Below are 24780 nucleotides of genomic sequence, written 5' to 3'. Positions count from 1 at the left end.
ACGTATACATTCACGGCATCCGGGAACGGGCTGCACCGATTCACGGTAGCGGTGAGAGATAAAAGCGGGAACGTAACCTCCGGGATCCGTGATGTGACGGTAAAGGAGGAAGCGCTGAAGCTGTCCGTGAGCAGTGACAAAAACAATGCAAATTCCGGAGAGAAGGTGACGCTGACGGCAAAGGGAAGCGGCGGCTCAGGAGGCTATGAGTACCGTTTTACGGAGACGTACAACGGAACGGTGACGACGGTGCAGGCATACAGTTCGACACCGACGTATACATTCACGGCATCCGGGAACGGGCTGCACCGATTCACGGTAGCGGTGAACGACAGTAGTGGCAATGTAGCTTCAAGCAACTGTGACGTTATCATAAAAGAGACGCCCATATCATTAACAGTTACAAGCAATAAAAGCACTACAGAAACAGAAGGAACAGATATAGTATTGACTGCCAAAGGAAACGGTGGAAGCGGTGATTATGAATATCGGTTTACCGAAACTTATGGGGAAGATGTCACTACAGTACAGGCATACAGCAATAAGGCAGCATATTCGTTTAAAGCGGCTAAAGCGGGCGTACATAGATATACAGTTGCAGTGAGAGACAGTGCGGGAAATACAACTTCCATTATATATACGTTGACAGTGACACCAAAGCCTCTTTCGATATCTGTTACCAGCAACAACTCTGCAAGCGAGGTATTAGGTACAGAGATAACTCTGGCAGCCAAAGCTGATGATGGCATTGAGCCATATGAATACCGCTTTACAGATACATACGCGGGGATTTCGACGACGGTACAGTCATACAGTACCAAGTCTACATATACCACTGTACTTCAGGGAGTAGGCGAGCATAAATATACGGTTGCAGTAAGAGATGCGGATGGAAGGATAGGTTCAACTGTATATTCGGTGACAGTTAGGCCGGAGGCGGGATATGAGATTTCTGTCTCAATGAAAAGCAGTCAGCCACAGAGGGTCAAGACTGGTACGGGGGTGACTTTAACTGCAACGGCAACGGGCGGATACGGGGAGACGCAGTATCGATTTACTGAGACATATCAGGGGGCTGCCATTACAAGGCAGTCATACAGCGCCAAAAACACGTATACATTTACAGCTACAGGAATAGGGGAGCATACCTATACGATAGCTGTAAAAGATAAAGAAGGCCAGACAACATCTGTAGCATATACAATGATGGTGTATGACGATACGTTAAGAGGCATTGATGTATCAGCATATCAAGGAAATATCGACTGGAAGAGCGTGAAAAACAGTGGAATCAATTTTGCGATGCTGAGAGTTCTGTCGGGAACAATGTCAAACCTGACAGTTGATTCAAAATTCAATGCTAACATTTCAGGTGCTTCTAAAAATGGCGTCGCAGTAGGTGCATATAGGTACGGCTATGCTATGACAGTAGCTGAGGCGCAGCGTGAAGCGAAAGAGACGATAAATGCTATTAAAGCCAGCGGATATAACATCACTTATCCAATAGCGTATGATGTGGAAGATGCAAATACTCAAGGAAAGCTGAGTAAATCACAACTGACGGCTATAATAAAAGCTTATAAGGGAGTTATTGAAAATAATGGTTATAAGTTTATGATATATGCAAATACAGATTGGCTTAGAAATAAAATTGACATGAGCAGCTTTGCAGATGTTGATGTATGGGTAGCAAGCTGGTTTTTAGATGGAACCCCGAATCACGATCATGGATATAACGGACCGGGAACGGTTACGATATGGCAGTATTCTAGTCAGGGAAGAGTCCCTGGAATCAGCGGTGATGTCGATATGAATATAGGATATAAATCATATTAATAAAATACGGCAGTATCACTCAATGATACTGCCGTATTTTATTTGCTGACAGCTGAATTACTTTAAATAAAGTGAAAATACTAAAGCTAACGTTAATGTACAGCATATTTCAATCGTTAGCGTCACTAAGTAATATATAAACATTGTAATTTGTACCAAAATTTGATATCATAATTAAGTGTAAAAAATTTGTAACATTTTGAAATAAAGAGGTCATATTATGAAAAATATCATAAATTTAAAAAGTTCTAAAACGAGGATGTTCTTACTTTGTATAGTAGATATTGGCACCATACTGCTAAATTCATATCTTTCTCTTTTGATTCGCTATGAAGGCCACCATGAGTGGATATTGCCGGAATATCTTGACAGTATCAAAAAGTACGCTCTGATTAATGTTGTCATCACTATAATTGTCTTTTTACTATTAAATCTATATAAAAGTATCTGGACATATGCAGGCGTACATGAAGTCGCATCCATCATAGCAGCATGTATTTTATCTACAGCTTTCCAGGCTTTGGGATTTTTAATTTTTAATCTGATTGTACCGAGAAGCTATTACATCATCTATTTCTTTTTACTGACTATGACGACAACGTCCACCAGATTCTCCTATCGACTGCTGAGGACGTTGCAAAGTAAGGTTAAGCGTTCAGGTGGCAGGCTAATAAATACTATGGTCATTGGGGCAGGGGAAGCGGGAAGCGTCATTATACACGAGCTGAAAACGAGCCGCCACCTTAACCGTAATGTAGTCTGTATTATTGATGACAACCCTTCAAAAAGGGGAAAGTATCTGCAAGGAATCAGAATTGCCGGAGGCCGGGATGATATTATCGCCGCGGTTAAGAGATACAGTATTGAAGAGATAATTCTGGCCATACCTTCAGCAGGTCCTAAGACTACGAAAGAGATATTACGTATCTGCAACGAGACGAACTGTAAGTTGAAAGTACTGCCAGGAATGTATCAGCTCATTAACGAAGAGGTGAGTGTCTCCAAGCTTAGAGAAGTATCGATTGAGGACTTGCTTGGGAGGGACAGTATTAACATTGACTTGGACAGTGTGGCAGGGTATGTTAATAACAAAACAGTATTAATAACAGGCGGCGGCGGATCGATTGGCAGTGAACTGTGCCGTCAGATTGCCAATTATTGCCCTAAATGCCTGATTATATTTGATATTTATGAGAATAATGCTTACGATATACAGCAGGAATTGAAAAAGAAGTATCCACATCTTCGTCTGGAAGTGCTGATTGGCTCTGTCCGTAATACAAAAAGGATAGAATGGGTGATGGAACGTTATCGGCCCGATGTGGTATATCATGCTGCAGCACATAAACATGTCCCCCTGATGGAGGATAGCCCAAACGAGGCGATTAAAAATAATGTATTTGGTACCTATAAGACTGCAAGAGCTGCCGATAAATTTGGTGTAAAAAGGTTTGTCCTAATTTCAACGGATAAAGCGGTGAATCCTACTAATATCATGGGAGCATCTAAACGTTTGTGTGAAATGGTCATTCAGACATTTAATAAATATTCGGCAACCGAATATGTCGCGGTCCGGTTTGGCAACGTCCTGGGCAGTAATGGCAGTGTAATTCCATTATTTAGAAAGCAGATGGAAGAGGGCGGACCTGTTACGGTTACCCATCCGGACATTATCCGGTATTTTATGACGATACCAGAAGCTGTATCCCTTGTCCTGCAGGCTGGTGCTTATGCAAAAGGCGGAGAGATATTTGTTCTGGACATGGGGGAACCTGTAAAGATTGCAGATTTAGCAAAAAATCTGATTCGTTTGTCCGGATATACTTTAGGGGTGGATATGGAAATTGAATATACCGGGCTCAGACCAGGAGAGAAGCTATATGAGGAACTTCTCATAGCAGACGAAGGTCTGCAGAAAACACAAAATGATCTGATATATATTGGGGAGCCATTAGAGTTTGATGAAGTTCATTTTCTAAGTGAGTTAAAAAAATTAGAAGAGGCTGCCATTAATGAGGATATAGAAGTAAAAAATATAGTTGCCGGTATTGTGACGACTTACCATATCAAACCGGAAGATAAAGCCAGGGATGAGAAAAACTACAGAGTCCTCAACAGCCTTGGAGCTATCAGCCACGAAGGAGCTGTAGTGGAGGAGCGGAAATAACCCGAGCCAGCTAATATACTGATGTTTAACGAGAAACAGGTATAAGAATCTAAGAAGAAAGAGGAATGTAATGAGCATAAACAATCGGCCGATTTTGATTCATGAGGTACATGATTTATGGCCAAAAACATTAACTGATATTGGCGGGATGAAAAAAAGCAGCCCCTTTGTATGTCTAATGCAGCGAGGAGAAAATGAGTCATACAAATCTGCTGACTATGTCGCAAGCACATTGGAATTTGCCGAACCGCACATGGCAAAGCATGGATTAGAGCGTGGGAAATTTGTGTATATCCCTAACGGCATTTCTAAAGCGGACTGGGAATTAACCGAATGTATTCCAGAAAATCATAAAGAGGTCTTAGACAAAATTAAGGGGGAAAATAAATTTATTGTAGGCTATTTTGGCGGCTTTGCGATATCGAATGCTTTGGACAGACTATTAGATGCAGCCGAGCTTATTAAGAATAAAGACATTGTTTTTATCCTGGTAGGCAAGGGGGCAGAAAAAAAACGCCTGTGCGGGCGAGTAAAAGAAGAAGGCATTCAAAATGTGATTTTTTTAGAGCCTATACCAAAAAAAAGCATACCGGACTTACTAAAGTATTTTGACTGTGTATATATGGGAATAGAAAAAGAGTTAGAAATATATAAGTATGGCATCAGCTTTACTAAAATGTATGATTCCATGATGGGATGCTGCCCGATTATTATCAGCATGTCAGATGTGGCAACACCTGTAGAGACTTTTCAGTGTGGCATAAAGACATCGGTGGATAAGTATAAGCTGAAAGACTGTATCGAAAAGATGTATGCCATGCCTGAAGAAGATAGGGCGATAATGGGCAAGAACGGGAAAGAGGCAGTCTTGGAGAATTATGAATATGGCAAGCTGGCTGAAAAATATGAGGCGTTATTTCCCAAGAATAAGGCAACAATATTACTGATAAACCATTATGCAGGAAGCAGCAGCATGGGGATGGACTTCAGACCTTACTACTTAGCGAAAGAATGGGTTCGCAAAGGCCATAAAGTAAAGATTATAGCAGCAGATTATTCACATCTGCGGAGGGAAAATCCATGCGTTGCCAAGGATTTTCAAAGGCAGATGATAGATGGAGTTGAATATTACTGGATAAAAACAAGAAAATATGAAGGAAACGGAGTCAAGAGAGCATTGACAATGTTTCAATTTGTCAGCAAACTATGTATTGGGGCAAAAAGAATAGCACAGGTTATGAATCCAGATGTCGTTATAACAGCTTCTACATATCCTCTGGATATATATGCGGCTAAATTGATTAGAAAGCATGTTTTTAAGAAGAGAAAGGGTTAAAAATGAGTAAGAGCAGGATTGAAAAATTCGAAAACAGAGTCTTTATGTCCAGTCCAACTATGCATGGAGATGAACAAATATATATAAAGGAAGCATTTGACACTAATTGGATTGCACCTCTGGGAACAAATGTAGACGCATTTGAGAAGGATATGGCAGAATTTATCGGGTGTGTTGGTGCAACCGCTTTATCATCCGGAACTGCTGCAATACATCTGGCGGTAAAACTTGCAGGAATTGAAGCAGATGATACGGTGTTTTGCTCAGACCTCACTTTTGCCGCGACGGTAAATCCTATATCTTATGAAGGAGGAAATGCTGTTTTTATTGATGCAGAAAGGGATACCTGGAATATGGATCCCGTGGCATTAAGAAAAGCGTTTCAAAAATATGATGATAAAGTACATGAAGATGGTAAATTGTACAAGAAACCAAAAGCGGTGATTGTGGCAAATCTCTATGGTACTCCGGCCAAGCTGGATGAAATCAGGGATATCTGTAATGAATATGAGACATTGCTGATTGAGGATGCGGCAGAGTCATTAGGGGCCACATATAAAGGAATGCAGACAGGACGCTTTGGAGTGTATAATGCGATAAGCTTCAACGGAAACAAGATTATTACGACATCGGGCGGAGGCATGCTGCTGTCAGATGATACAGATGCATTAAAAAAAGCTAAGTTCTGGGCAACACAGGCCCGGGAGGATCTGCCTTATTATTACCACAAGGAAATAGGATATAACTATAGAATGAGCAATATCATCGCAGGAATAGGAAGAGGTCAGCTCCTTCATTTGGACCAGCATTGCAAGAAAAAAAGAGAAATATATGAAAATTATAAAGAAGGCTTTAGCGATCTGCCTTTATCAATGAATCCTTATGAGACATGCAGCATGCCTAATTTTTGGCTAAGCTGTATCCTTCTGGACAGAGGGTGTAAGACGACACCTGATGAAATAAGGAGAAAGCTGGAAAGCTATAATGTAGAGTCGAGATTGATATGGAGGCCGATGCATATGCAGCCTGTTTATGAAAGTAATGATTTTATTGCATCAGGTGATGAATATGTGGGTAAAGACATTTTTGAACGTGGATTATGTCTTCCGAGTGACCTTAAGATGACTGAAGATATACAAAATTCAGTAATAGAAATTATAAAAACAATGTTTTAATTAAAAAAAGGATAATTATTTGAAATATGAATTTATATGCACACTTTATAAAAAGGGTACAAGATTTTGCTATAGCGCTGGCAGTAAGTATAATTTTAAGCCCTGTATTGATTATAGTATCGCTGCTGGTAAAAATAAAACTAGGAAGTCCGGTAATTTTTAAGCAGAAACGTCCCGGATTGAATAATAAAATATTTACGTTATATAAATTTAGGACGATGACCGATAAGAAAGATAAACATGGAGAATTGCTGCCGGATAAAGACAGGATGACCAGTTTTGGAGAGTGGCTGAGAGGAACAAGCCTCGATGAGCTTCCTGAATTGTTTAATATACTGAATGGAAGCCTGGCCATTGTCGGTCCACGTCCGCAGCTAGTTAAAGATTTGGTATTCATGGACAAGGAACAAAGGAAACGGCACAGGGTCAGACCAGGTTTGACAGGCCTTGCACAAGTAAATGGCAGAAATAATATTAATTGGGACGAAAAATTCAAATTTGATTTAAAATATATAAGAAATATAACTTTCTATAATGATTGGAAGATTATGTTTCAGACTGTGCAAAAGGTTTTCTGTAAAGAAGGAATCAATACGGAGGGATTGGCTACTTCGGAGGATTTGGGAGATTATCTGCTGCGGCTAGGCAGAATAACGGAAGAAGAATATAGAGCGGGATTGGAAAAAAGTAAATTACTGATAAACAGTTAAAATAAGTATCGGAATCGGAGGAAAGAAATGAAAAGAAATCAGGAAATGCAGATTCCCTTTTTAGTGCCGGATATTACAGAAGCTGAAATTGATGAGGTGGTTGATACATTAAAAAGTGGTTGGCTTACCACGGGTCCGAAAACCAAAAAGCTGGAAAGAGAGCTGGCAGATTTTTGTAATACGAAAAGATTAATTTGCCTTAATTCTTCTACAGCATGTACAGAAATGGCATTACGCATACTGGGTATCGGCCCTGGGGATGAAGTTATAACTACTGCGTATACTTATACAGCATCAGCCAGCGTCATCTGCCATGTAGGCGCAACGCCGGTACTGGTTGATACCGCTAAAGATTCATTTGAAATGGATTATAATCAGATGGAAAAAGCGATAACGGAAAAAACCAAGGCCATCATACCTGTAGATTTGGGTGGAGTAATGTGTGACTATGACCGTATATTTAGTATAGTGACGGGAAAGAAGCATTTATATACGGCCGGAAATAAGATACAGTCTGCTATAGGACGTATTGTCGTGTTAGCTGATGCGGCACACGCTTTGGGAGCTACCCGAAAGGGGAAGAAATGTGGAGAAGTAGCAGATTTTACAAGCTTTTCCTTCCATGCAGTTAAAAATTTCACTACTTCAGAGGGAGGAGGTCTTACATGGAAGCCAATTCAAGGGATAGATGATGAAGAAATTTATAAACGACTGAACCTGCTGTCTCTTCACGGACAGTCAAAAGATGCATTAGAAAAAACAAAGCTGGGTGAGTGGGAATATGATGTGGTTGGTACCTACTATAAATGTAATATGACAGATGTCTTGGCAGCTTTGGGTATAGCTCAGCTAAAGCGGTATCCAGATATGCTTGACAGGAGAAAAGAAATTATAATGACTTATGACAATACATTTAAAGAACTTCCAGTGCAAGTTTTAAAACATTACGGGAGAGACTTTTCCTCAAGTGGACATTTATATTGTGTACGAATATTAGGAAAAAACAGAAAAGAATGTAACGTTATAATGAATCAAATGGCAGAACGTGGTATAGCTACAAACGTACACTATAAACCGCTACCGATGCTGACAGCATATAAAAATATTGGTTTTAATATTGAAGAGTTTCCAAATGCATTCGATATTTTTTCTAACGAAATTACCTTACCGCTGTATTCTAAACTGACAGATGAGGATGTAACATATATCGTAGAAAACTTAAAGGCATGTATCGGCAGTTAATAATCGTATGTCTCTTGGAAAAGATGTAATAAGAGAGCATTATAGCCAGATTGACAAATGCCTGGGTAACATGTATACTAATAGCGATAAATTTGGAAATCCTTGTCATATGTCTTGGATTGTAAAGGAAATGTTATGAAAAGAATAGCTGTTATAACAATGGGTGTAAAGTTAGACGATGAGAACGGATATACAAGATTTCGTTTTCTTCCTGAGTTTTTAGTAGAAAAAGGATACGAGGTGGATCTTATCACCTCGTCATTTCAGCACTGGGCAAAAGAGCAGCGTAATATTAAAGATATTAATAAAGGAAATTATCCATTCAGGCTTAGATTTATAGAGGAGCCAGGTTATAAAAAGAATATAGATCTTCGAAGAATACGCAGTCACAGGATTGCTGCAAAAAACCTTAGAAAAATGCTGGAGCTGGATGGGAACTATGATTTGATTTACTGTGAGATACCTCCAAACGACGTGGCGTTGTCGGCCGCAGAATATGCACATGAACGTGGCATTCCTTTTGTGGTTGACGTAAATGATTTGTGGCCGGAAGCGATGCAGATGGTTATTGATATACCAGTAATAAGCAATTTATTATTCTATCCATTGTTGAGAGATGCTGAAAAGGTTTATAAGCTTTGCTCGGGCGTAATAGGAACCTCAGACGAATATGCGGGCAGGCCATTCCAGAGAAATTCGAGAGATATACCCAAAGAAACAGTTTATGTAGGAAATGAAATCAGTGCATTTGATGATGGTGCGAAAGCGAATATGCAGGAAGTTAATAAAGGCTCTGATGAATTTTGGGTGACTTATGCGGGGACAATAGGGACTAGCTATGATATAAGGACAATGGTACAGGCAGCTGATGAATTGAAAAAGAGAGGCTATTCAGATATTTATTTTAAAATTCTAGGAGGAGGCCCGCTTAAAGATGAGCTTGAAGACTATGCAAAGTCGCTGACTGGAAATGTAGAATTTGCAGGGTATGTACCGTATGAGAAGATGGCCGCTTATTTGAAAAAATCTGATATACTTGTTAATTCTTTTGTAAAGAAAGCTCCTCAAAGCATTGTGAATAAGATTGGGGATTATCTTGCGGCGGGAAAGCCTATGATTAATACTTGCAGCAGTGACGAGTTTAAGAATAAAGTTTTAAGTGATGGTTTTGGCATTAATATTGAGGCAGAGGATAAGAAAGCTCTAGCTGATGCAATTTTGGGACTCTATAATAATCAAGAAGAACGGGAATTGATGGGACGAAAGGCCAGGGAAGTTGCAGAAGAACAGTTTGACAGGCCTAATTCTTACAATAAAATAATAAAATTAATTAGTGAGCTGATAAAGAAGGACTAGTTTGGGAATGGAGTACAGTAAAGAAGAGATACGCGAAATACAAGAAAAAAGTCTGGAGATGGCGCTTTATTTCAAGAAGATATGTGATGAAAATAATCTTTTGTTTTATTTTTGCGGAGGGTGCTGTATTGGCACAGTACGCCATAAAGGTTTTATTCCATGGGATGATGATGTCGACGTATTTATGCCAAGAAGAGATTATGAATTATTAAAAAGAATATGGAAAATGAAAGCCGACACTTCCAGATATACATTAGAGAATTCTGATGAATTTCATATAGATTATAATTTGTTTTTAAATATAAGAGACAATTCAACTACTTTTATCAGACCATATCAACAAGAGTTAGATATAAGCCATGGTTTGATACTTGATGTACTTCCTTTAGATGGATGTCCATCAAATAAATTCAAACGTAAAATACAGCTGATGTGGGCTATGGTATATTCACTGTACCGTTCACAAATGGTGCCCTCAAACCACGGCAGATTTATGGAAATGGCTGGAAAATCAGCCCTTGCCCTGATACCTTCTAAAAAGATGCGGTATAAAATATGGCGCTTTGCAGAGAAAAAGATGACGAAATATAACATAGAAGACTGCAGATTTGTGACAGAGTTATGTGCAGGTCCCCATTATATGAAGAATGAGTACCCCAAAGAAGCGTTTGACGCAGCAGTATATAAAGAGTTCGAAGGTCACATGATGCCGATACCGCAAGGATATGATGATTATCTTAGAATTGCCTTTGGTGATTATATGAAGCTGCCACCTAAAGAGAAGCAGGTAGCGCATCATGACGTGATAAAATGTGATTTGAAGACAGGTTATAAACAATATAAAGGCAAGCTATATTGTGTTAACAGATAATCCTGTTCAATTACTGTAGTAATTCTATATTATATGTAGAAAATAGAACAAAAGAGGTGTTATATGGCAAGAAGAAGGAGAAGGGGCAGAAGAACCAGGAAGTCTGGCAATTGGTTTACAAGGTTGAGCACGACTAAAAAGGCAGGAGTCTGTCTGGGAGGAGTTTTTATGGCCCTAGCGGCATCTGGCGTAATATATGTAGCTGCCAAGCTGGGTAAAATAGATACTCAGGATATACCTCAGGAAGATATCGTAATCAATGCAGAGGCGGAAGAAGCCGGCGAAGGTTTTACGAATGTTGCATTATTCGGTGTGGATTCCAGAGAGGGCGACCTGGCAGAAGGAACTCGTACAGACTGTATAATTGTGGGCAGTTTAAATAACAAGACGAAAGAGATAAAGATGGTTTCAGTCTACAGGGATACTTTGCTGGATATAAAAGACGGAGAACTGCAGAAATGTAATGCGGCATATAGCTTTGGAGGCCCTGAACAGGCCATAAACATGCTGAATAAGAATCTGGATTTGGATATCCAGAAGTATGTGACTGTGGATTTCAGCGTTGTAGCTGAAGCAATCGATTTGCTCGGGGGCATTGATATCGATGTCAAGGAAGAGGAAATACAGTATCTGAACGAGTTTGTGTATGAGACAGGGCAGGTCGCGGGAAAAGAAGCGTACTTTGTCCACGAAGCTGGTGTACAGACGCTTGATGGTGTACAGGCCACAACATACGCACGTATCCGGTCGACGGCAGGCGGCGACTTTACTAGAACGGAAAGACAGCGGATCGTAATTGAAAAGATGGTTGAGAAGATAAAGAAGAGCGACCTGGGCACGATTAATAAGATTATTGATAAAGTACTGCCAAGCATATCTACTAATTTTACATCTGCAGAAATAATAAGCTATGCCAAGGACTTTGCAAAGTACACCTTAGGAGATAGTACAGGGTTCCCAATCGATAAGACTACAGATACGTTATCAGGGCTCGGCAGCATCGTAATTCCGGTAACGCTGGCAGATAACGTACAGAAGCTGCATGAGTTCTTATATGGTACAACAGGTTATACAGTTTCCACTACAGTTCAGAATATAAGCGGTAGTATTGTCAGCAGAATAGGTCAGCGTGAGGCTACCGACGATGAAACGCTGAACAGCCAGACATATACTACGGCGCCTGAGGACGCAGCTCAGGAAAGCGGAAATAATTATGGTGGAGGCGGGACTGGTAATTATACACCGCCAAGCACTACGGGCGGACAGGAAACTGAAAATGAAGGAAATGGCACGACAGGCGGAGGTTCAGGCGGTTCCGGAAACGGAAATGGTGGCGGAAGCGGTGATGGTAATTCTGGAAATTCGGGAAATACAGAACAGCCGGATCCAGGAGGAGACTCCGGGGGAACGACACCTCCGACGCCAGATACACCTCCAGAAGGCGGGGCAACAGAATAGACATCATAATTTATCAATCGGGATACTCTGCGTATCCCGATTGATTTCGTTATATAGAATATATGGTTTACAAATTGTTAAGAATTTGTTACAATACTTCCTGATAGTGCAAAAAAAATGGCGTTTTGTACAAAGATAAAAGCAGATTATGTAAAACGGAGGTACAAATATGTGTGGAATAGTAGGTTATATCGGCAATCAGCAGGCGGCCCCGATTCTTCTCGACGGTCTTTCCAAGCTGGAATACAGGGGCTATGACTCTGCCGGTATCGCAGTTTACAACGGTGAAAAGATTGATATGATAAAGTCCAAAGGGAGACTCAAGGTTTTAAGTGAACTGACCCACGATGGAGAGACGCTGCCCGGGACGTCGGGTATCGGACATACGCGATGGGCCACGCATGGTTCGCCTTCTGATATCAATGCACATCCTCATTTTAACAAGGATGAGAGCATCGTAGTCGTACATAACGGTATTATTGAGAATTACCTGAAATTGAAGAAGAAGCTTGAGAAACACGGATATGAGTTCGTGTCCGAGACGGACACGGAGGTCATCGCTCATCTGTTAGACTACTATTATAATGGGAACCCGCTTCAGGCAGTAACGAAGATCATGCACCGTATGGAAGGTTCTTATGCCCTTGGAATCGTATTCCAGGATCATCCTGATGAGCTGTATGCAGTCAGGAAGGACAGCCCGCTCATCGTAGGACATACCAATGGCGGTAATATCATCGCATCCGATGTACCGGCTGTGCTGAAGTATACGAGAGACGTGTTCTTCATCGAAAATGAAGAGATTGTCCGTATGACGGACGCTACGATGGAGTTCTTTAATGTAGATGAGGAGCCGATTGAGAAAGAGTCCGTACGGATTGAATGGGATGTAAACGCAGCCGAAAAAGGCGGTTATGAACATTTTATGCTGAAGGAGATGTATGAGCAGCCAAAAGCGATTACAGACACGTTTTCCCCAAGAATCAAGGATGGCAGAATCGTTATCGATGAACTGAACATGACGGATGAGGAGATAAAAGCAATCAATAAGATCATGATTGTCGCCTGTGGCTCTGCCTACCATGCGGGCGTTACTAGCAAATATGTGTTTGAAGGGCTGTCGCGTATCCCGGTAGAAGTAGACGTGGCTTCTGAATTCAGGTACCGCAATCCGATTCTGGAAGAAGGAACGCTCGTCGTTGTCATAAGCCAGTCCGGAGAGACGGCAGATACGCTTGCAGCTTTGAGAGAATCTAAGGCAAGGGGAGCTAAAGTGCTCGGCATTGTCAACGTGGTCGGCAGTTCGATAGCCAGAGAGGCAGATAATGTCATGTACACGTGGGCCGGACCAGAGATAGCCGTAGCGACGACCAAGGCCTACTCGGCACAGCTCATATCGCTGTATCTTCTGGCCATGAAGTTCGCTTACGTAAAAGGCGAGATGGATGACACGGTACTGTCCGATATGCTGGAGGATTTGAAAAGCCTGCCGGCACAGGTGGAGATGCTGCTCAACAATAAGCAGAAGATACAGCGCTTTGCAAACCGTTATCTGGCAGCCAGAGATATATTCTTCATCGGACGCGGTATAGATTATGCGATATCGATGGAAGGCTCTCTTAAGCTGAAGGAAATCTCCTATATCCATTCGGAGGCATATGCCGCGGGTGAGCTCAAGCATGGGACGATATCGCTTGTGGAAGAGGGAACGCTTGTGGCTTCTGTCCTGACCCAGAAAGAACTGTATAAGAAAATGATTAGCAATATGGTCGAAGTGAGGACGAGGGGCGCGTTTGTAATGGCCGTGACGATGGAGGGGAACACGGAAGTAGAACGGGCGGCAGATTATGTAATCTATATTCCGGAGACGAATAAATACTTCACCAACTCTCTGGCAATCATACCGCTTCAGCTCTTTGGCTATTATGTATCTGTCGGACGGGGCTGTGATGTCGACAAGCCACGTAACCTAGCGAAGTCGGTTACAGTTGAATAAAGTCAGTTTAAGGCATGGGTATCCCATGCCTCAGACTGTCAAAAAAGGTCAGCAAAAGCTGGTTTTTTTTGGTATAATAAAGCCAGAGGTGATGTTATGCTGGCAAAAGAAAAATCAGAAAGAAATATACTGGAAATGGTGAGTGTGGAAGGACTTGTTCCTCGGAATCATTTACTCCGCAAGATTGATTCTGCGGTGGATTTTACCCGTATTTATGATTTTGTGGAAGACCTGTACTCCCCTGATAACGGACGTCCAAGTGTTGATCCGGTTGTCCTGTTTAAGATGGTACTCATCCAGCATCTTTATGGAATTCCTTCCCTGCGCAGAATGGTAGAGGAGATTCATGTAAATGTTGCTTACCGCTGGTTTCTTGGGTATATGCTGAATGAACCGGTCCCGCATTTTGCCACCGTCAGTTATAACTTCAGGCACCGCTTTTCAGAGGATACCGTTGAGAAGATATTTACATGGATCCTTTTTATACCACACCAGTATTTGATGTAAAATTAGTCATAAGGAATCCCTTTCTTTTTTGTTTAGTGAGATTATGTTGTGGTGATTTAATTTTACATCAAAAGGAAAGAAGAATCCTTATTTTTGGGCAATTTTGCAAAGTTGTTCATAAGAAGCAGCTGAAATTAAAGTTTTGTGGATAGAACTACGGAAACTCAAGAAGACGCATTTTTATTGCGTGCTTTTTTCTTTTGTGATATGATGCTTGTATGAGATAGACGACATGGAGGAGACGGACGGTGGCAGTGACAATACAGCAGATTGCCGAGCAGGCAGGTGTGTCCAGGGGGACTGTGGATCGGGCGCTGAACCACAGAGGACGCATTAATCCCGAAGTTGAAAAGCAGATTTGCAGCATAGCGGAAGAAATGGGGTATGTGAAGAAGGAGAGGAAGAAAAAGCAAAAAAAAATGAAGTTAGGAGTTGTTACACAGCTGGCAAAATCTTCTTTCATGCTGGAGGTAAACCGCGGGATACAGCAGGCAAAGTCTGAGCTTGTGGGTCGTGGAATTGAAGTGATTGTCAAGGAAGGGGTCTCAGTCAATGAGGAGGAGCAGATATGTGCAATTGACGCGATTGTCAAAGAAGGCATCCAGGGACTTGCGGTCATGCCTACGGACAGTGGGCGCCTGCGCGGAAAGCTCAACGAGCTGATTGAAGCAAAGCACATTCCGGTCGTGACGTTTAATTCAGATATCGTGGGGACGAAGCGAAGCTGCTTTGTGGGTATGGATAACCAGAAAAGCGGACGGACTGCCGCAGGCCTCATGGGGATGCTGACAGGCGGGATTGGGAAGGTCCTGATTATCACTGGTTTTTTTTGCAATACGGTAAACAGTTACCGGGTGGAAGGGTTTGTGGAGGAGATGAAAAGGTCTTTTCCTGAATTGGAGATGGTAGGTGTCTATGGCAGTTTTGATGACGCCGGGGAAGTAGAGAAAATTATTGTAAATGCTTTGACGGGCATTCAGGGAATTACAGGAATCTTTGTGGCGTCGTCAGGCCAGAAGGGAATTCTGAAAGCTTTTGAGCAATTGCAGCTTAAGAGAAGGCCCTATATAATTATCTATGATAATACGCCCATTAACCGAAAACTTCTTTCGGATGGTGTGGTCGATTTTCTGCTTGACCAGGAGGCGTATATACAGGGTTATGAGCCGCCCTTTATTCTGGCGAATATACTGCGGGAGGACAGATACCCTGACAAGGAATACCGGTATACGGATGTCAATATAAAGACAAAATATAACATCTGAGATAAGCCCTTCTTACCCAATATTTGATGGAGTAAAGGAGACGAAATTTATGATAACAGTAGGGATTATCGGAGCAGGAAGAATTGGAAAAGTGCATGCGGAGAGCATTAGCACAAAAGTTAAAAATGCAAGGGTCAAGATTCTTGCGGACCCGTACCTGAGTGAGGAGACAAAGAAGTGGGCCAAGGAAATGAGCGTGGAGAAAACCACCAAAGAATACAGGGAAGTGATTGACGATCCGCAGATTGACGCAGTGCTGATCTGCTCGTCTACCAACACCCATTCTCCGATTTCTATCGAGGCGATTCAGGCAGGGAAGCATGTTTTCTGCGAGAAGCCAATTGACCTGGACATAGGAAAAATTCAGGAGGTCATGGATGCATTGAAGAAAAATCCGGTAAAATACCAGGTGGGGTTTAACCGGCGGTTTGACCACAATTTTGCTGCTGTGCAGGCGGCTGTGAAAGCGGGCAAAGTCGGGGACGTTCATGTGGTGAAAATAACATCCAGGGACCCGGAGCCGCCAAGTATGGATTATGTGAAGATATCCGGCGGGATCTTCCTGGATATGGCGATTCATGATTTTGACATGGCCCGTTTTCTGGCCGGGTGCAATGCGACAGAGGTATATGCGCAGGGCAGTGTGCTGGTGGATCCCGGCTTTTCTGAGGCAGAGGATGTAGATACTGCGGTGATCACCCTGAAGATGGAAAACGGTGCGATTGTAGTCATTGATAACTCAAGAAAGGCTGTATACGGATATGACCAGAGGGCGGAAGTGTTTGGCTCTGAGGGCATGGTGGCGTCTGCCAATGACAGCGCCTCTACAGCGGTAATCAGCAATGCACAGGGTGTGACAGGAGAGAAGCCGTTGTTCTTCTTTCTTGAGCGTTATATGGATGCATATGCAACTGAAATCAAATGCTTCATTGACGCGATTGAGAACAATACGGATACCCCCCTGGGAATCGAAGATGGGCTGGAACCAGTATTGATGGGTCTCGCTGCTAAAAAATCACTGAAAGAACACCGCCCGGTGAAGATTTCGGAGATTTTGGAAAAATAAATTTGTAAAAGAGTAAAGGCTGCGCCATACGGTTTTGCCGGGGTGCAAAAGTGGGCGGGTCTCCTCGTATGCGAAGGAGCCTGCCCACTTTGTATATCTATGCCCTTTGGGTATGTTGAATGTAACAGCGTGTAAGTGCGTGCAAAATTTAACAATGTTTGCGTGCAAATATGAAAAACCATAGTACATAATATATAAAATATGTGATAAATAATTGTGCGAATTGTGCAAAATGCAAAAAAAGATTGTGATTTGTGTGAAATGATGATATTATAAAAAAATAATAGAACATTATGATTGAAAAGCACGCAATTAACATAAGAAGCACGCAGAGAATCGAGGGTATATATATCTACAGGGTATACCGCATTACATGCCCCTATCGGGGCAGGCGGACTTCGTCCGACAAGGTATATCTTATGGTCTCCAAAATGCCGCGTAGAAAAGGTATACCCCCTAAATGCCTTGAAATCGCGCAGCCTATCTCGTGGCCGACGGTTTTCTGACGGTTTGGCTTTATTCCCGCGGGCAACGAACCAGGCGGACGTGCTTGCATGTCCATTTGGCGAGCACCGCGAGGTTTTTGATTCTATACCCACAGGGTATTTGTGAAAGGAGATTAAAAAGTTGTGACAAAAACAATGAGAATGACCGTGGCACAGGCAATCGTGAAATTTTTCGACAATCAGTATGTCTCTATGGATGGAGTGGAAACGAAGTTTGTAGAAGGTTTTTTTACCATTTTTGGGCACGGGATTGCCGTGGGGCTGGGGGAGGCGCTGGATACCAATCCCGGCAGTCTGCGGGTGATGCAGGGCAGAAATGAACAGGGGATGTGCCATGCCGCGATTGCATTTGCAAAGCAGAGTGGACGTAAGAAAATTATCCCCTGTGCGTCTTCGGTGGGTCCGGGGGCTGCGAATATGGTGACAGCATGTGCCACAGCGACGGTCAATAATATTCCACTTTTGGTATTCCCGGCAGATACGTTCGCATCCAGGCAGCCGGATCCGGTACTTCAGCAGTTGGAGCAAAGCAGCAGTTTGGCTGTGACTACCAACGACGCCTTTAAGCCGGTCTGCAAATACTGGGATCGAATTACCCGGCCGGAGATGATTATGACTGCGCTTATTCATGCCATGCGGGTTCTTACGGATCCGGCAGAGACAGGGGCCTGCTGTATCGCTCTGTGTCAGGATGTGGAGGGCGAGTCCTACGATTATCCGGAATACTTTTTTGAGAGGCGGGTACACCGGATTACCAGACCGACTGCTGTGGATGAGGAGCTTGAGGATGTCGCAGAGATTATAGCAGGGGCAAAAAAGCCGCTGCTGATTGTGGGCGGAGGGGTGCATTATTCAGAGGCGGGAGAAGTTGTTGAGGAATTCTGTGAGGAATTTAACATCCCCTTTGGAGAAAGCCAGGCAGGCAAGAGCGCATGCAAATCCAGCCATCCCTATTGCCTGGGCGGCATCGGTGTTACAGGTACATACGCTTCCAACATCATCGCAAAGGATGCGGATGTGGTGATTGCAGTTGGCTCCCGCATGTCTGATTTTACCACAGGGTCCAAGAGGCTCTTTCAAAACGAGGATGTCCGGTTTGTATCCATCAATAATTGCAGGTTCCATGCCTATAAGATGGATGCGGTAAAAGCAGTGGGAGACGCCAAGGCAACCCTGAAGGCTTTAGCCGGGAAACTGAGGGCAAGAGGCTATCAGTCCGCCTACACGGACGAGATTGAGACAGCGAAAGATGCGTGGGAGAAGGAGATGGCGCGCTTGGCGGATATTGCGTATACGGGAGAGGATTTTGAGCCCTTAATCAAAGCCAGAGACCCGCGGACGATTCCTGAGTTTGTCAGGATGACAAAAGGAGAGATTACGCAGACTGCGGCGCTTGCGGCTATCCGCAGAGTGATTGACGAAGACGCTGTTGTCATTACCGCAGGCGGTTCCCTTCCCAGCTGCATGCAGAGAATGTGGACGACGGATAAGCGGGGCGGCTATCATGCAGAATATGGTTATTCCTGCATGGGCTATGAGATAGGGGCAACCCTGGGCGTAAAGTTTGCGGAACCGGACAGTGAAGTGTACACCGTGGTTGGGGATTCCAGTTTCCAGATGTTAAACAGCGAGCTTGGGACCATCATGCAGGAGCGAAAGAAGGTCAATATCCTGGTGTTTGATAACTGTGGTTTTGGGTGTATTAATAATCTGGAGATGAACCACGGCATTGGCAGTCTTGCCACGGAGTTCCGCTATACGGACGGCAAAAAACCATGCCAGGACCTGATTTCTATGGACTATGCAAAGATAGCCGAAGGGTACGGCATGAAGTCTTACACGTGCAGAACAATCGCTGAGTTGGAAGATGCGTTAAAGGATGCAAAAAAGCAGGAGATTGCCTGTCTCTTTGATTTAAAGGTGATTCCCAAGACCATGACGGACGGGTATGAATCCTGGTGGAACGTAGGCATTGCCACAACCTCGGTGAAAGAATCGGTCATGGCTGCATGCGAGTCGGTGATGCAGGGGAGAAAAGAGGCAAGAGACTATTGATATTTAGGGAGGATTTTCATGGGTAAGGCTTTTGGTTATCCCCAGTTTGACGACAGCGGGGAGATGATTCTTACGACTTACGAGAACGAATACAGTGCTATGATGATGGACATCCGTCTGTATCGTATGAAAGCGGGAGAGATTAGAAAATTCGCCAGAGCAGGCGAGGAGACGGCCGTTTTGCTGCTGTCCGGGAAAATCACCTATATTTGGGATGGAGGCGAGAAGACAGCCAGCAGGAAAAGTGTGTTTACAGAAGGGCCTTGGTGTCTGCATGTGTGTAAAGGGCATGAGGTGATTGTGGAGGCGGTGGAAGACTCCGAGATACTGATGCAATGCACGCACAATGAAAAGGAATTTGCAAGCCGCCTATATGCCCCAAAGGATGCGCCTTTTCAATATTCCAGCAAAGGGAAGTTTGGCAATGTGGCGAATCGGCGGGTCAATGCCATTTTCGACCATGCTATTTCGCCGGCGTCCAATATGGTGCTGGGGGAGGTACTCAATGACAGGGGCAATTGGTCTGGATACCTGCCTCACAGGCATCCGCAGCCAGAGACATATCTGTTCAAATTTGACCGGCCGGAAGGCTTTGGCGCAAGCTTCGTAGGCGACCAGGTTTTCAAAAGTGTTGACAACAGTTTCTCGGCAATACCGGGAGGGGAGCTTCATCCTCAGGCAGTCGCGCCTGGATTTGAGATGTATACCTGCTGGATGATTCGCCACCTTAAGGGAAATCCGTGGCTTCAGACGGACCGCTGTGAGGATGAGCGGTATACTTGGCTGCATGACGCACAGTTTTAAAGGTTTATAATAGATAAAGGAGCTTCCTGTATACTTTAAAAAGTAAAAGGAATTGACCAAAAAGAATACCTCAAGTAAATTTAGATTATTACTGACTGGGCAGTTGGTAAAAATCTAAAACACAAGAGGTATCTACAATGAATATTAAAGCAAAAAGGGAAAAAGTACAATCATTATCAAAGAAATCCGTTATAAATGTTTTATCACAGGATGAATTCAGTAAGAAAGTGCAGGTGATTGAACAGGAACTGAAGGCTTCTACATGGCGTGGGCTGGAAACGAATGGCAAATTTGAGAAAAACGACAAACTCTCCTTCATCTCGGATGAGATGCTTATTGTTGGATGCGATATAGGCAGTGAAACTCATTATATCAGAGCAATTGATACCAGAGGAAGGGAACTTAGCAGAGGAGCTTTTGAATTCAGCAATTCATCAGAAGGTTTTGCCAGTGCAAAGGCGTGGGTGCTGAACCTTGCAGCAGAGAATGATAAAAAACAGATTGTGCTGGGTCTTGAACCAACAGGTCACTACTGGTTTGCAATCGCTGCATGGATGGTTTCGAATGGAATCAGCGTTGTTCAGGTAAATCCATATGCTGTTAAGCAGAGCAAAGAGATTGAAGATAACAGCCAACTTAAGGATGACAGAAAAGATCCTAAAATAATTGTGAACCTTGTAAAAGATGGAAACTATGGAATGCCGTATCTTCCGGAGGCTATTTATGCAGATATGAGAAGACTCTCTATGTTCCGGGATCAGCTTACTGAGGACAGAATCAGAAATATCAACCGTCTCCACCGTGAAATGAAGATATACTTTCCAGAATATATGGACGCTTTTGGGAAGATTGATGGTGCATTTGCGCTGGAGGTACTGAAGGTGGCTCCGATTCCTTCCGATATCGTTGCACTGGAAGCAGAGGGAGTGAAAAGTCTCTGGCATGAAGCAAAACTTCGTGGACGTGGTTACAGCAGAGCCGGAGCAATCGTGGACTATGCAAAAAGAAGTGTAGGACTGACCGATGGAACAGATGCCGGAAGGGAAGCAATCAGGTGGTTTGCAGAGCAGATCATAAAACTGGATGAACAACTGGCTGAGGTAGAAAATGTGCTGCATCAGAAATGCATGGAAATACCGCATGCAGAGAACATCCTTGAAATCAATGGAGTTGGGGAAAACATCCTTGCAGGAATTCTTGCGGAGATGGGAGACATCAGCAGATTCGATGATGTAAAGGAAATCCAGAAGCTAAGTGGAATGGGACTGGTAGCCTGCAGTTCCGGCAAGCATAAAGGGCAGACAAAAATCAGTCACAGAGGACGCAAACGACTGAGATACTGGCTGTTTCAGGCTGCCAAATCAGCAGTGTCACATGCCCCTGAATTTAAAGAGCTGCATGTGTACTATACAACAAGAAGCGTCAATCCGCTTAAAAAGATGCAGTCACTCATTGTGATAGCCTGCAAAATACTGAGAATTATTTATACGATTCTGAATACCGGAACCAGGTATGATCCGGAGAAGATGCTGAAAGATATCCGACATCCACAGAGAGTCACAGTAGAGGCAGCTGCATAGAAAAGAAAGTATTACATTTCCAGAGCCTTGCCGAGTTTCCGGCATGACGGGAGCTGGGCAGGGTTCTGGATAAGGAACCTGTAAATGATGGAGTTTGAGACAGAACTGCATCTGCATCAAGGCCAACAGAGGTATGCAACGGTATCGCGTCCACTGAGTTAATCAGTACTGCTGTAAACGAAGTTAGGTCAGTAACTAATCAAACAAAAACAAGAGCTGTAGCTGGTAACGGTTTTTTCCGTGGGGCAAGACCCCGTCTAGGAGCTTGGCTGGCACTCGGTGTATGAATAGATGGGACGAAGGAAGTTGGGAGACGATCCCCATAGACACGGAAGGTTCATCATCATAGTTTAACAGAGGGAAAATAGTCTTTATAAAGCAAACAGAATGGATGCTTTAAAAGCTATACCCAATTTTAAGCTATTCGGTACTTGATACTACGACATTCATCACCATCGGCTCTGTTTTAGAGGTAAATAAAATACGTCAAAGCCAGTAAAATCAATAGATTTAGGCTTGACAGAATAGGAAGGAAGATGTTCACATGGGAAAAATCAAAGTAGGAGTAGCAGGTTACGGCACCATCGGACAGCGCCTGGCAGACGGCGTTTATCTTCAGGAGGATATGGAGCTGGTCGGCGTTGCTGATTTCGCCCCCACGCTGGCAGTGCGTGCACTGAAAGAGAAGGGGATGCCCTATGATTTGTATCTGGTTGACGGAGCTGACAAATCCGCATTTGACAAGTATGACATTCCGGTGAGCGGAGCGTTTCATGACCTGGTAGACAAAGTAGATATTATGCTTGACTCCGCGCCGGCGGGTGTGGGAGCCAAGAACAAAGAGATTTATCTTGAGAAAGGGAAAAAGGCCATCTTTCAGGGCGGGGAGAAGAACAGTGTGGCGGACGTATTCTTTCACGGGTATGCGAATTATGAACAGGGCGTAAATAAGGACTATTTAAAGCTTACATCCTGTAATACCACGGGTCTGATTCGTTCTGTTGACTGCCTGGACCGAGCATATGGAATCGAGAAAGTGGCAATTACGATTGTCCGCCGTGTGGCTGATCCGGGAGATTATCACCGTGGGCTTACAAATGCCCTGCAGGTGGACAAAGCGCCGACCCACCAGGCGGTTGATCTGATGACGATTATGCCGCATATCCATGCCACGGGGATTCTGGTACATACGCCGGTAACGCATGGACATTTCATAACGGTTCTGGCTACCGGAAAACAGAAGATTACGAAGGAAATGGCGCTGGAAGTATTTCGGAAACATCCGCGTATCCGTGTGGTGACGCTGGATGAGGGATTTCTGGGCAATGCTTCGCTTTTCAAGTATGCCCGTGATCTTGGCAATGTAAGGGGCGACATGTATGAAATTGGACTCTGGGAAGACAGCATTGTGGAAAGCGGCAATGACATCATGTATGGCATCCATATTCCCCAGGAGTCAGTCACCATTCCGGAGACCATCGACGCTATCCGCGCGGCCTGCGGCATGCAGTTAACTTCAAAGGAAGGCACTGCAGTGACGAACCAGTACCTGAACATTGGCAGATTTCAGTGATTTTAGATAAAAGCTGATTTTATGGGGGAAATATGCGTTTTGGAATAAAGACATTGGATGAGTTTGAGTTGGAGGGCAAGACGGTACTCTGCCGCGTGGATATCAATCAGCCGGTAGATAAGGCCATGAATACCTTAAAGAGTATCAACCGAATCAAAGGGTGCGTACCTACCGTCAGAGAGATGGCGGACAGAGGCGCGAAGGTTGTGCTGATGGCTCATCAGGGAAGTGATATTGAGTACAAGAATTTTTATACCACACAGCCTCACGCAAAGGTTTTGGCCGAGCTTTTAGGACGTCCGGTCCGATTTATAGATGATGTGTGCGGTCCGGCTGCCCGGGAAGCCATCAGGGATTTGAAGGCAGGGGAGATTCTGCTTCTGGATAATGTCCGGTTTGTGGCAGAGGAGCAGACGCTTTTTGAGATGAAGTTAAATCTGTCCCATGAGGAGCAGGCAGAGACGCTCCTGGTGCGCAAGCTGGCCCCGCTGGGTGATTTCTATGTGTGTGACGCTTTCGCGGCGGCCCACCGCGACCAACCTTCTCTGTGCGGGTTCGAGCAGGTGATGCCCTCGGCTATGGGCAGGTTGTTTGAAAAAGAATATTGTGCAGTCTCGCGGGTTATGGAAAGTCCTGAGAGGCCTTGTGTTTTCGTGCTGGGGGGCGCAAAGATTTCCGACGCGTTCCTGATGATGGAGACAGCCCTAAGCCGGGGGATTTCCGATAAAATTCTGACAGGGGGACTGGTGGCCAACATCCTGCTGGCCTCCGCAGGGAAGGAAATCGGCAAAGGCAGTATGGACTTTATCCAAAAGTCCAATTATGGAGAGTGGATTGACAGGGCAAAAACCATCTATGAAAAATACCAGGATAAAATCGCGCTTCCCTGTGACCTGGCCTATGTGGAGTACAAAGAGCGCAAAGAGGCGGATGTGGGGCGTATCCCCTCCCATGCGACGCTTGTGGATATCGGCCAGAAAACCTGCGAAGAATACCAGAAGATTATCCTGGAGGCAAAGACGGTGTGTGTGAACGGTCCCATGGGGATCTTTGAGGAGGAACTTACGCAGTACGGGACGAAGACCGTGTGGAAGGCTCTCGCCAAATCAGAGGCCTATACGCTGATCGGCGGCGGTGACAGTGTCACGGCCACGGAGAAATATGAATTGATGGACCAGATGTCTTATATCTGCACAGCGGGCGGAGCGTTGATTCGTTTTCTGTCCGGGGAGGAGCTTCCGGTTGTGAGAGCGCTGCGCCACGGAGCCGGGATATAG

At 44.0% G+C, this 24780-nt stretch carries 18 protein-coding genes; all 18 read left to right on the top strand.

The genetic code is table 11. The features are described from left to right. A partial coding sequence (locus HJV72_RS07025) for a GH25 family lysozyme (protein ID WP_305798495.1) occupies positions 1 to 1836 on the top strand: 1836 nt, incomplete at its 5' end. A gap of 220 nt (positions 1837 to 2056) precedes the next feature. Next, on the top strand, positions 2057 to 4003 hold the full coding sequence (locus HJV72_RS07020) for a polysaccharide biosynthesis protein (RefSeq protein WP_243765561.1): 1947 nt from the start codon (positions 2057 to 2059) through the stop codon (positions 4001 to 4003). Positions 4004 to 4073: 70 nt separating this feature from the next. After that, positions 4074 to 5339, top strand: coding sequence for a glycosyltransferase (locus HJV72_RS07015; RefSeq protein ID WP_208069795.1), 1266 nt, complete (start codon positions 4074 to 4076; stop codon positions 5337 to 5339). Between the two features lie 2 nt (positions 5340 to 5341). Continuing rightward, positions 5342 to 6514 (top strand): aminotransferase class I/II-fold pyridoxal phosphate-dependent enzyme, encoded by a 1173-nt coding sequence (locus tag HJV72_RS07010; RefSeq protein ID WP_208069793.1) that lies wholly within the window; start codon positions 5342 to 5344, stop codon positions 6512 to 6514. 26 nt (positions 6515 to 6540) lie between these two features. Continuing rightward, complete coding sequence (locus HJV72_RS07005; protein ID WP_208069792.1) at positions 6541 to 7224, top strand: sugar transferase; 684 nt, start codon at positions 6541 to 6543, stop codon at positions 7222 to 7224. A 45-nt stretch (positions 7225 to 7269) separates the two neighbouring features. After that, a complete protein-coding gene (locus HJV72_RS07000) occupies positions 7270 to 8466 on the top strand; it encodes a DegT/DnrJ/EryC1/StrS family aminotransferase (RefSeq protein ID WP_208069821.1) in 1197 nt (398 codons plus the stop codon). A 135-nt stretch (positions 8467 to 8601) separates the two neighbouring features. After that, positions 8602 to 9822: a glycosyltransferase family 4 protein gene (locus HJV72_RS06995; RefSeq protein WP_208069790.1), complete on the top strand. Its 1221-nt coding sequence runs from the start codon at positions 8602 to 8604 to the stop codon at positions 9820 to 9822. Between the two features lie 7 nt (positions 9823 to 9829). Then, positions 9830 to 10693 (top strand): LicD family protein, encoded by an 864-nt coding sequence (locus HJV72_RS06990; protein ID WP_208069819.1) that lies wholly within the window; start codon positions 9830 to 9832, stop codon positions 10691 to 10693. Between the two features lie 168 nt (positions 10694 to 10861). Then, positions 10862 to 12151: an LCP family protein gene (locus HJV72_RS06985; RefSeq protein ID WP_243765560.1), complete on the top strand. Its 1290-nt coding sequence runs from the start codon at positions 10862 to 10864 to the stop codon at positions 12149 to 12151. 169 nt (positions 12152 to 12320) lie between these two features. Further along, positions 12321 to 14147 carry a glutamine--fructose-6-phosphate transaminase (isomerizing) gene (glmS, locus tag HJV72_RS06980; protein ID WP_208069785.1) on the top strand — a complete coding sequence of 609 codons (1827 nt, stop codon included), beginning with the start codon at positions 12321 to 12323 and terminating at the stop codon, positions 14145 to 14147. Between the two features lie 96 nt (positions 14148 to 14243). Further along, positions 14244 to 14654, top strand: a complete 411-nt coding sequence (locus HJV72_RS06975) for a transposase (RefSeq protein ID WP_243765559.1) — start codon at positions 14244 to 14246, stop codon at positions 14652 to 14654. 248 nt (positions 14655 to 14902) lie between these two features. Then, the gene (locus HJV72_RS06970) at positions 14903 to 15919 is read left to right on the top strand and encodes a LacI family DNA-binding transcriptional regulator (RefSeq protein WP_208069783.1); all 1017 of its coding nucleotides are present in this window, start codon (positions 14903 to 14905) and stop codon (positions 15917 to 15919) included. Between the two features lie 49 nt (positions 15920 to 15968). Further along, positions 15969 to 16985: an inositol 2-dehydrogenase gene (iolG, locus tag HJV72_RS06965; protein ID WP_208069781.1), complete on the top strand. Its 1017-nt coding sequence runs from the start codon at positions 15969 to 15971 to the stop codon at positions 16983 to 16985. Positions 16986 to 17614: 629 nt separating this feature from the next. Beyond that, a complete protein-coding gene (gene iolD, locus HJV72_RS06960) occupies positions 17615 to 19546 on the top strand; it encodes a 3D-(3,5/4)-trihydroxycyclohexane-1,2-dione acylhydrolase (decyclizing) (protein WP_208069778.1) in 1932 nt (643 codons plus the stop codon). A gap of 18 nt (positions 19547 to 19564) precedes the next feature. Beyond that, positions 19565 to 20350 carry a 5-deoxy-glucuronate isomerase gene (locus HJV72_RS06955; protein WP_208069776.1) on the top strand — a complete coding sequence of 262 codons (786 nt, stop codon included), beginning with the start codon at positions 19565 to 19567 and terminating at the stop codon, positions 20348 to 20350. A 137-nt stretch (positions 20351 to 20487) separates the two neighbouring features. Then, a complete protein-coding gene (locus tag HJV72_RS06950; protein ID WP_208069775.1) occupies positions 20488 to 21930 on the top strand; it encodes an IS110 family transposase in 1443 nt (480 codons plus the stop codon). 544 nt (positions 21931 to 22474) lie between these two features. Beyond that, on the top strand, positions 22475 to 23503 hold the full coding sequence (locus HJV72_RS06945; protein WP_208069774.1) for a type II glyceraldehyde-3-phosphate dehydrogenase: 1029 nt from the start codon (positions 22475 to 22477) through the stop codon (positions 23501 to 23503). 32 nt (positions 23504 to 23535) lie between these two features. Beyond that, positions 23536 to 24780: a phosphoglycerate kinase gene (locus HJV72_RS06940; protein WP_208069773.1), complete on the top strand. Its 1245-nt coding sequence runs from the start codon at positions 23536 to 23538 to the stop codon at positions 24778 to 24780.

The organism is Extibacter sp. GGCC_0201 (genome assembly GCF_017566055.1).
GTDB lineage: Bacteria > Bacillota > Clostridia > Lachnospirales > Lachnospiraceae > Extibacter.
Note: the sequence above shows the minus strand (reverse complement) of the source record. Positions and strands in the feature narration are given on the sequence as shown.

Bases quoted from the DNA above. Each gene is read 5' to 3' on its own strand.
- HJV72_RS06940 (WP_208069773.1), top strand. From the start codon at position 23,536: ATGCGTTTTGGAATAAAGACATTGGATGAGTTTGAGTTGGAGGGCAAG.
- HJV72_RS07020 (WP_243765561.1), top strand. From the start codon at position 2,057: ATGAAAAATATCATAAATTTAAAAAGTTCTAAAACGAGGATGTTCTTA.
- HJV72_RS07000 (WP_208069821.1), top strand. From the start codon at position 7,270: ATGCAGATTCCCTTTTTAGTGCCGGATATTACAGAAGCTGAAATTGAT.
- HJV72_RS06945 (WP_208069774.1), top strand. From the start codon at position 22,475: ATGGGAAAAATCAAAGTAGGAGTAGCAGGTTACGGCACCATCGGACAG.
- HJV72_RS06955 (WP_208069776.1), top strand. From the start codon at position 19,565: ATGGGTAAGGCTTTTGGTTATCCCCAGTTTGACGACAGCGGGGAGATG.
- HJV72_RS06985 (WP_243765560.1), top strand. From the start codon at position 10,862: ATGGCCCTAGCGGCATCTGGCGTAATATATGTAGCTGCCAAGCTGGGT.
- HJV72_RS07005 (WP_208069792.1), top strand. From the start codon at position 6,541: ATGAATTTATATGCACACTTTATAAAAAGGGTACAAGATTTTGCTATA.
- HJV72_RS07010 (WP_208069793.1), top strand. From the start codon at position 5,342: ATGAGTAAGAGCAGGATTGAAAAATTCGAAAACAGAGTCTTTATGTCC.
- HJV72_RS06950 (WP_208069775.1), top strand. From the start codon at position 20,488: ATGAATATTAAAGCAAAAAGGGAAAAAGTACAATCATTATCAAAGAAA.
- HJV72_RS06995 (WP_208069790.1), top strand. From the start codon at position 8,602: ATGAAAAGAATAGCTGTTATAACAATGGGTGTAAAGTTAGACGATGAG.
- HJV72_RS06990 (WP_208069819.1), top strand. From the start codon at position 9,830: ATGGAGTACAGTAAAGAAGAGATACGCGAAATACAAGAAAAAAGTCTG.
- HJV72_RS06975 (WP_243765559.1), top strand. From the start codon at position 14,244: ATGCTGGCAAAAGAAAAATCAGAAAGAAATATACTGGAAATGGTGAGT.
- glmS (WP_208069785.1), top strand. From the start codon at position 12,321: ATGTGTGGAATAGTAGGTTATATCGGCAATCAGCAGGCGGCCCCGATT.
- HJV72_RS07015 (WP_208069795.1), top strand. From the start codon at position 4,074: ATGAGCATAAACAATCGGCCGATTTTGATTCATGAGGTACATGATTTA.
- iolG (WP_208069781.1), top strand. From the start codon at position 15,969: ATGATAACAGTAGGGATTATCGGAGCAGGAAGAATTGGAAAAGTGCAT.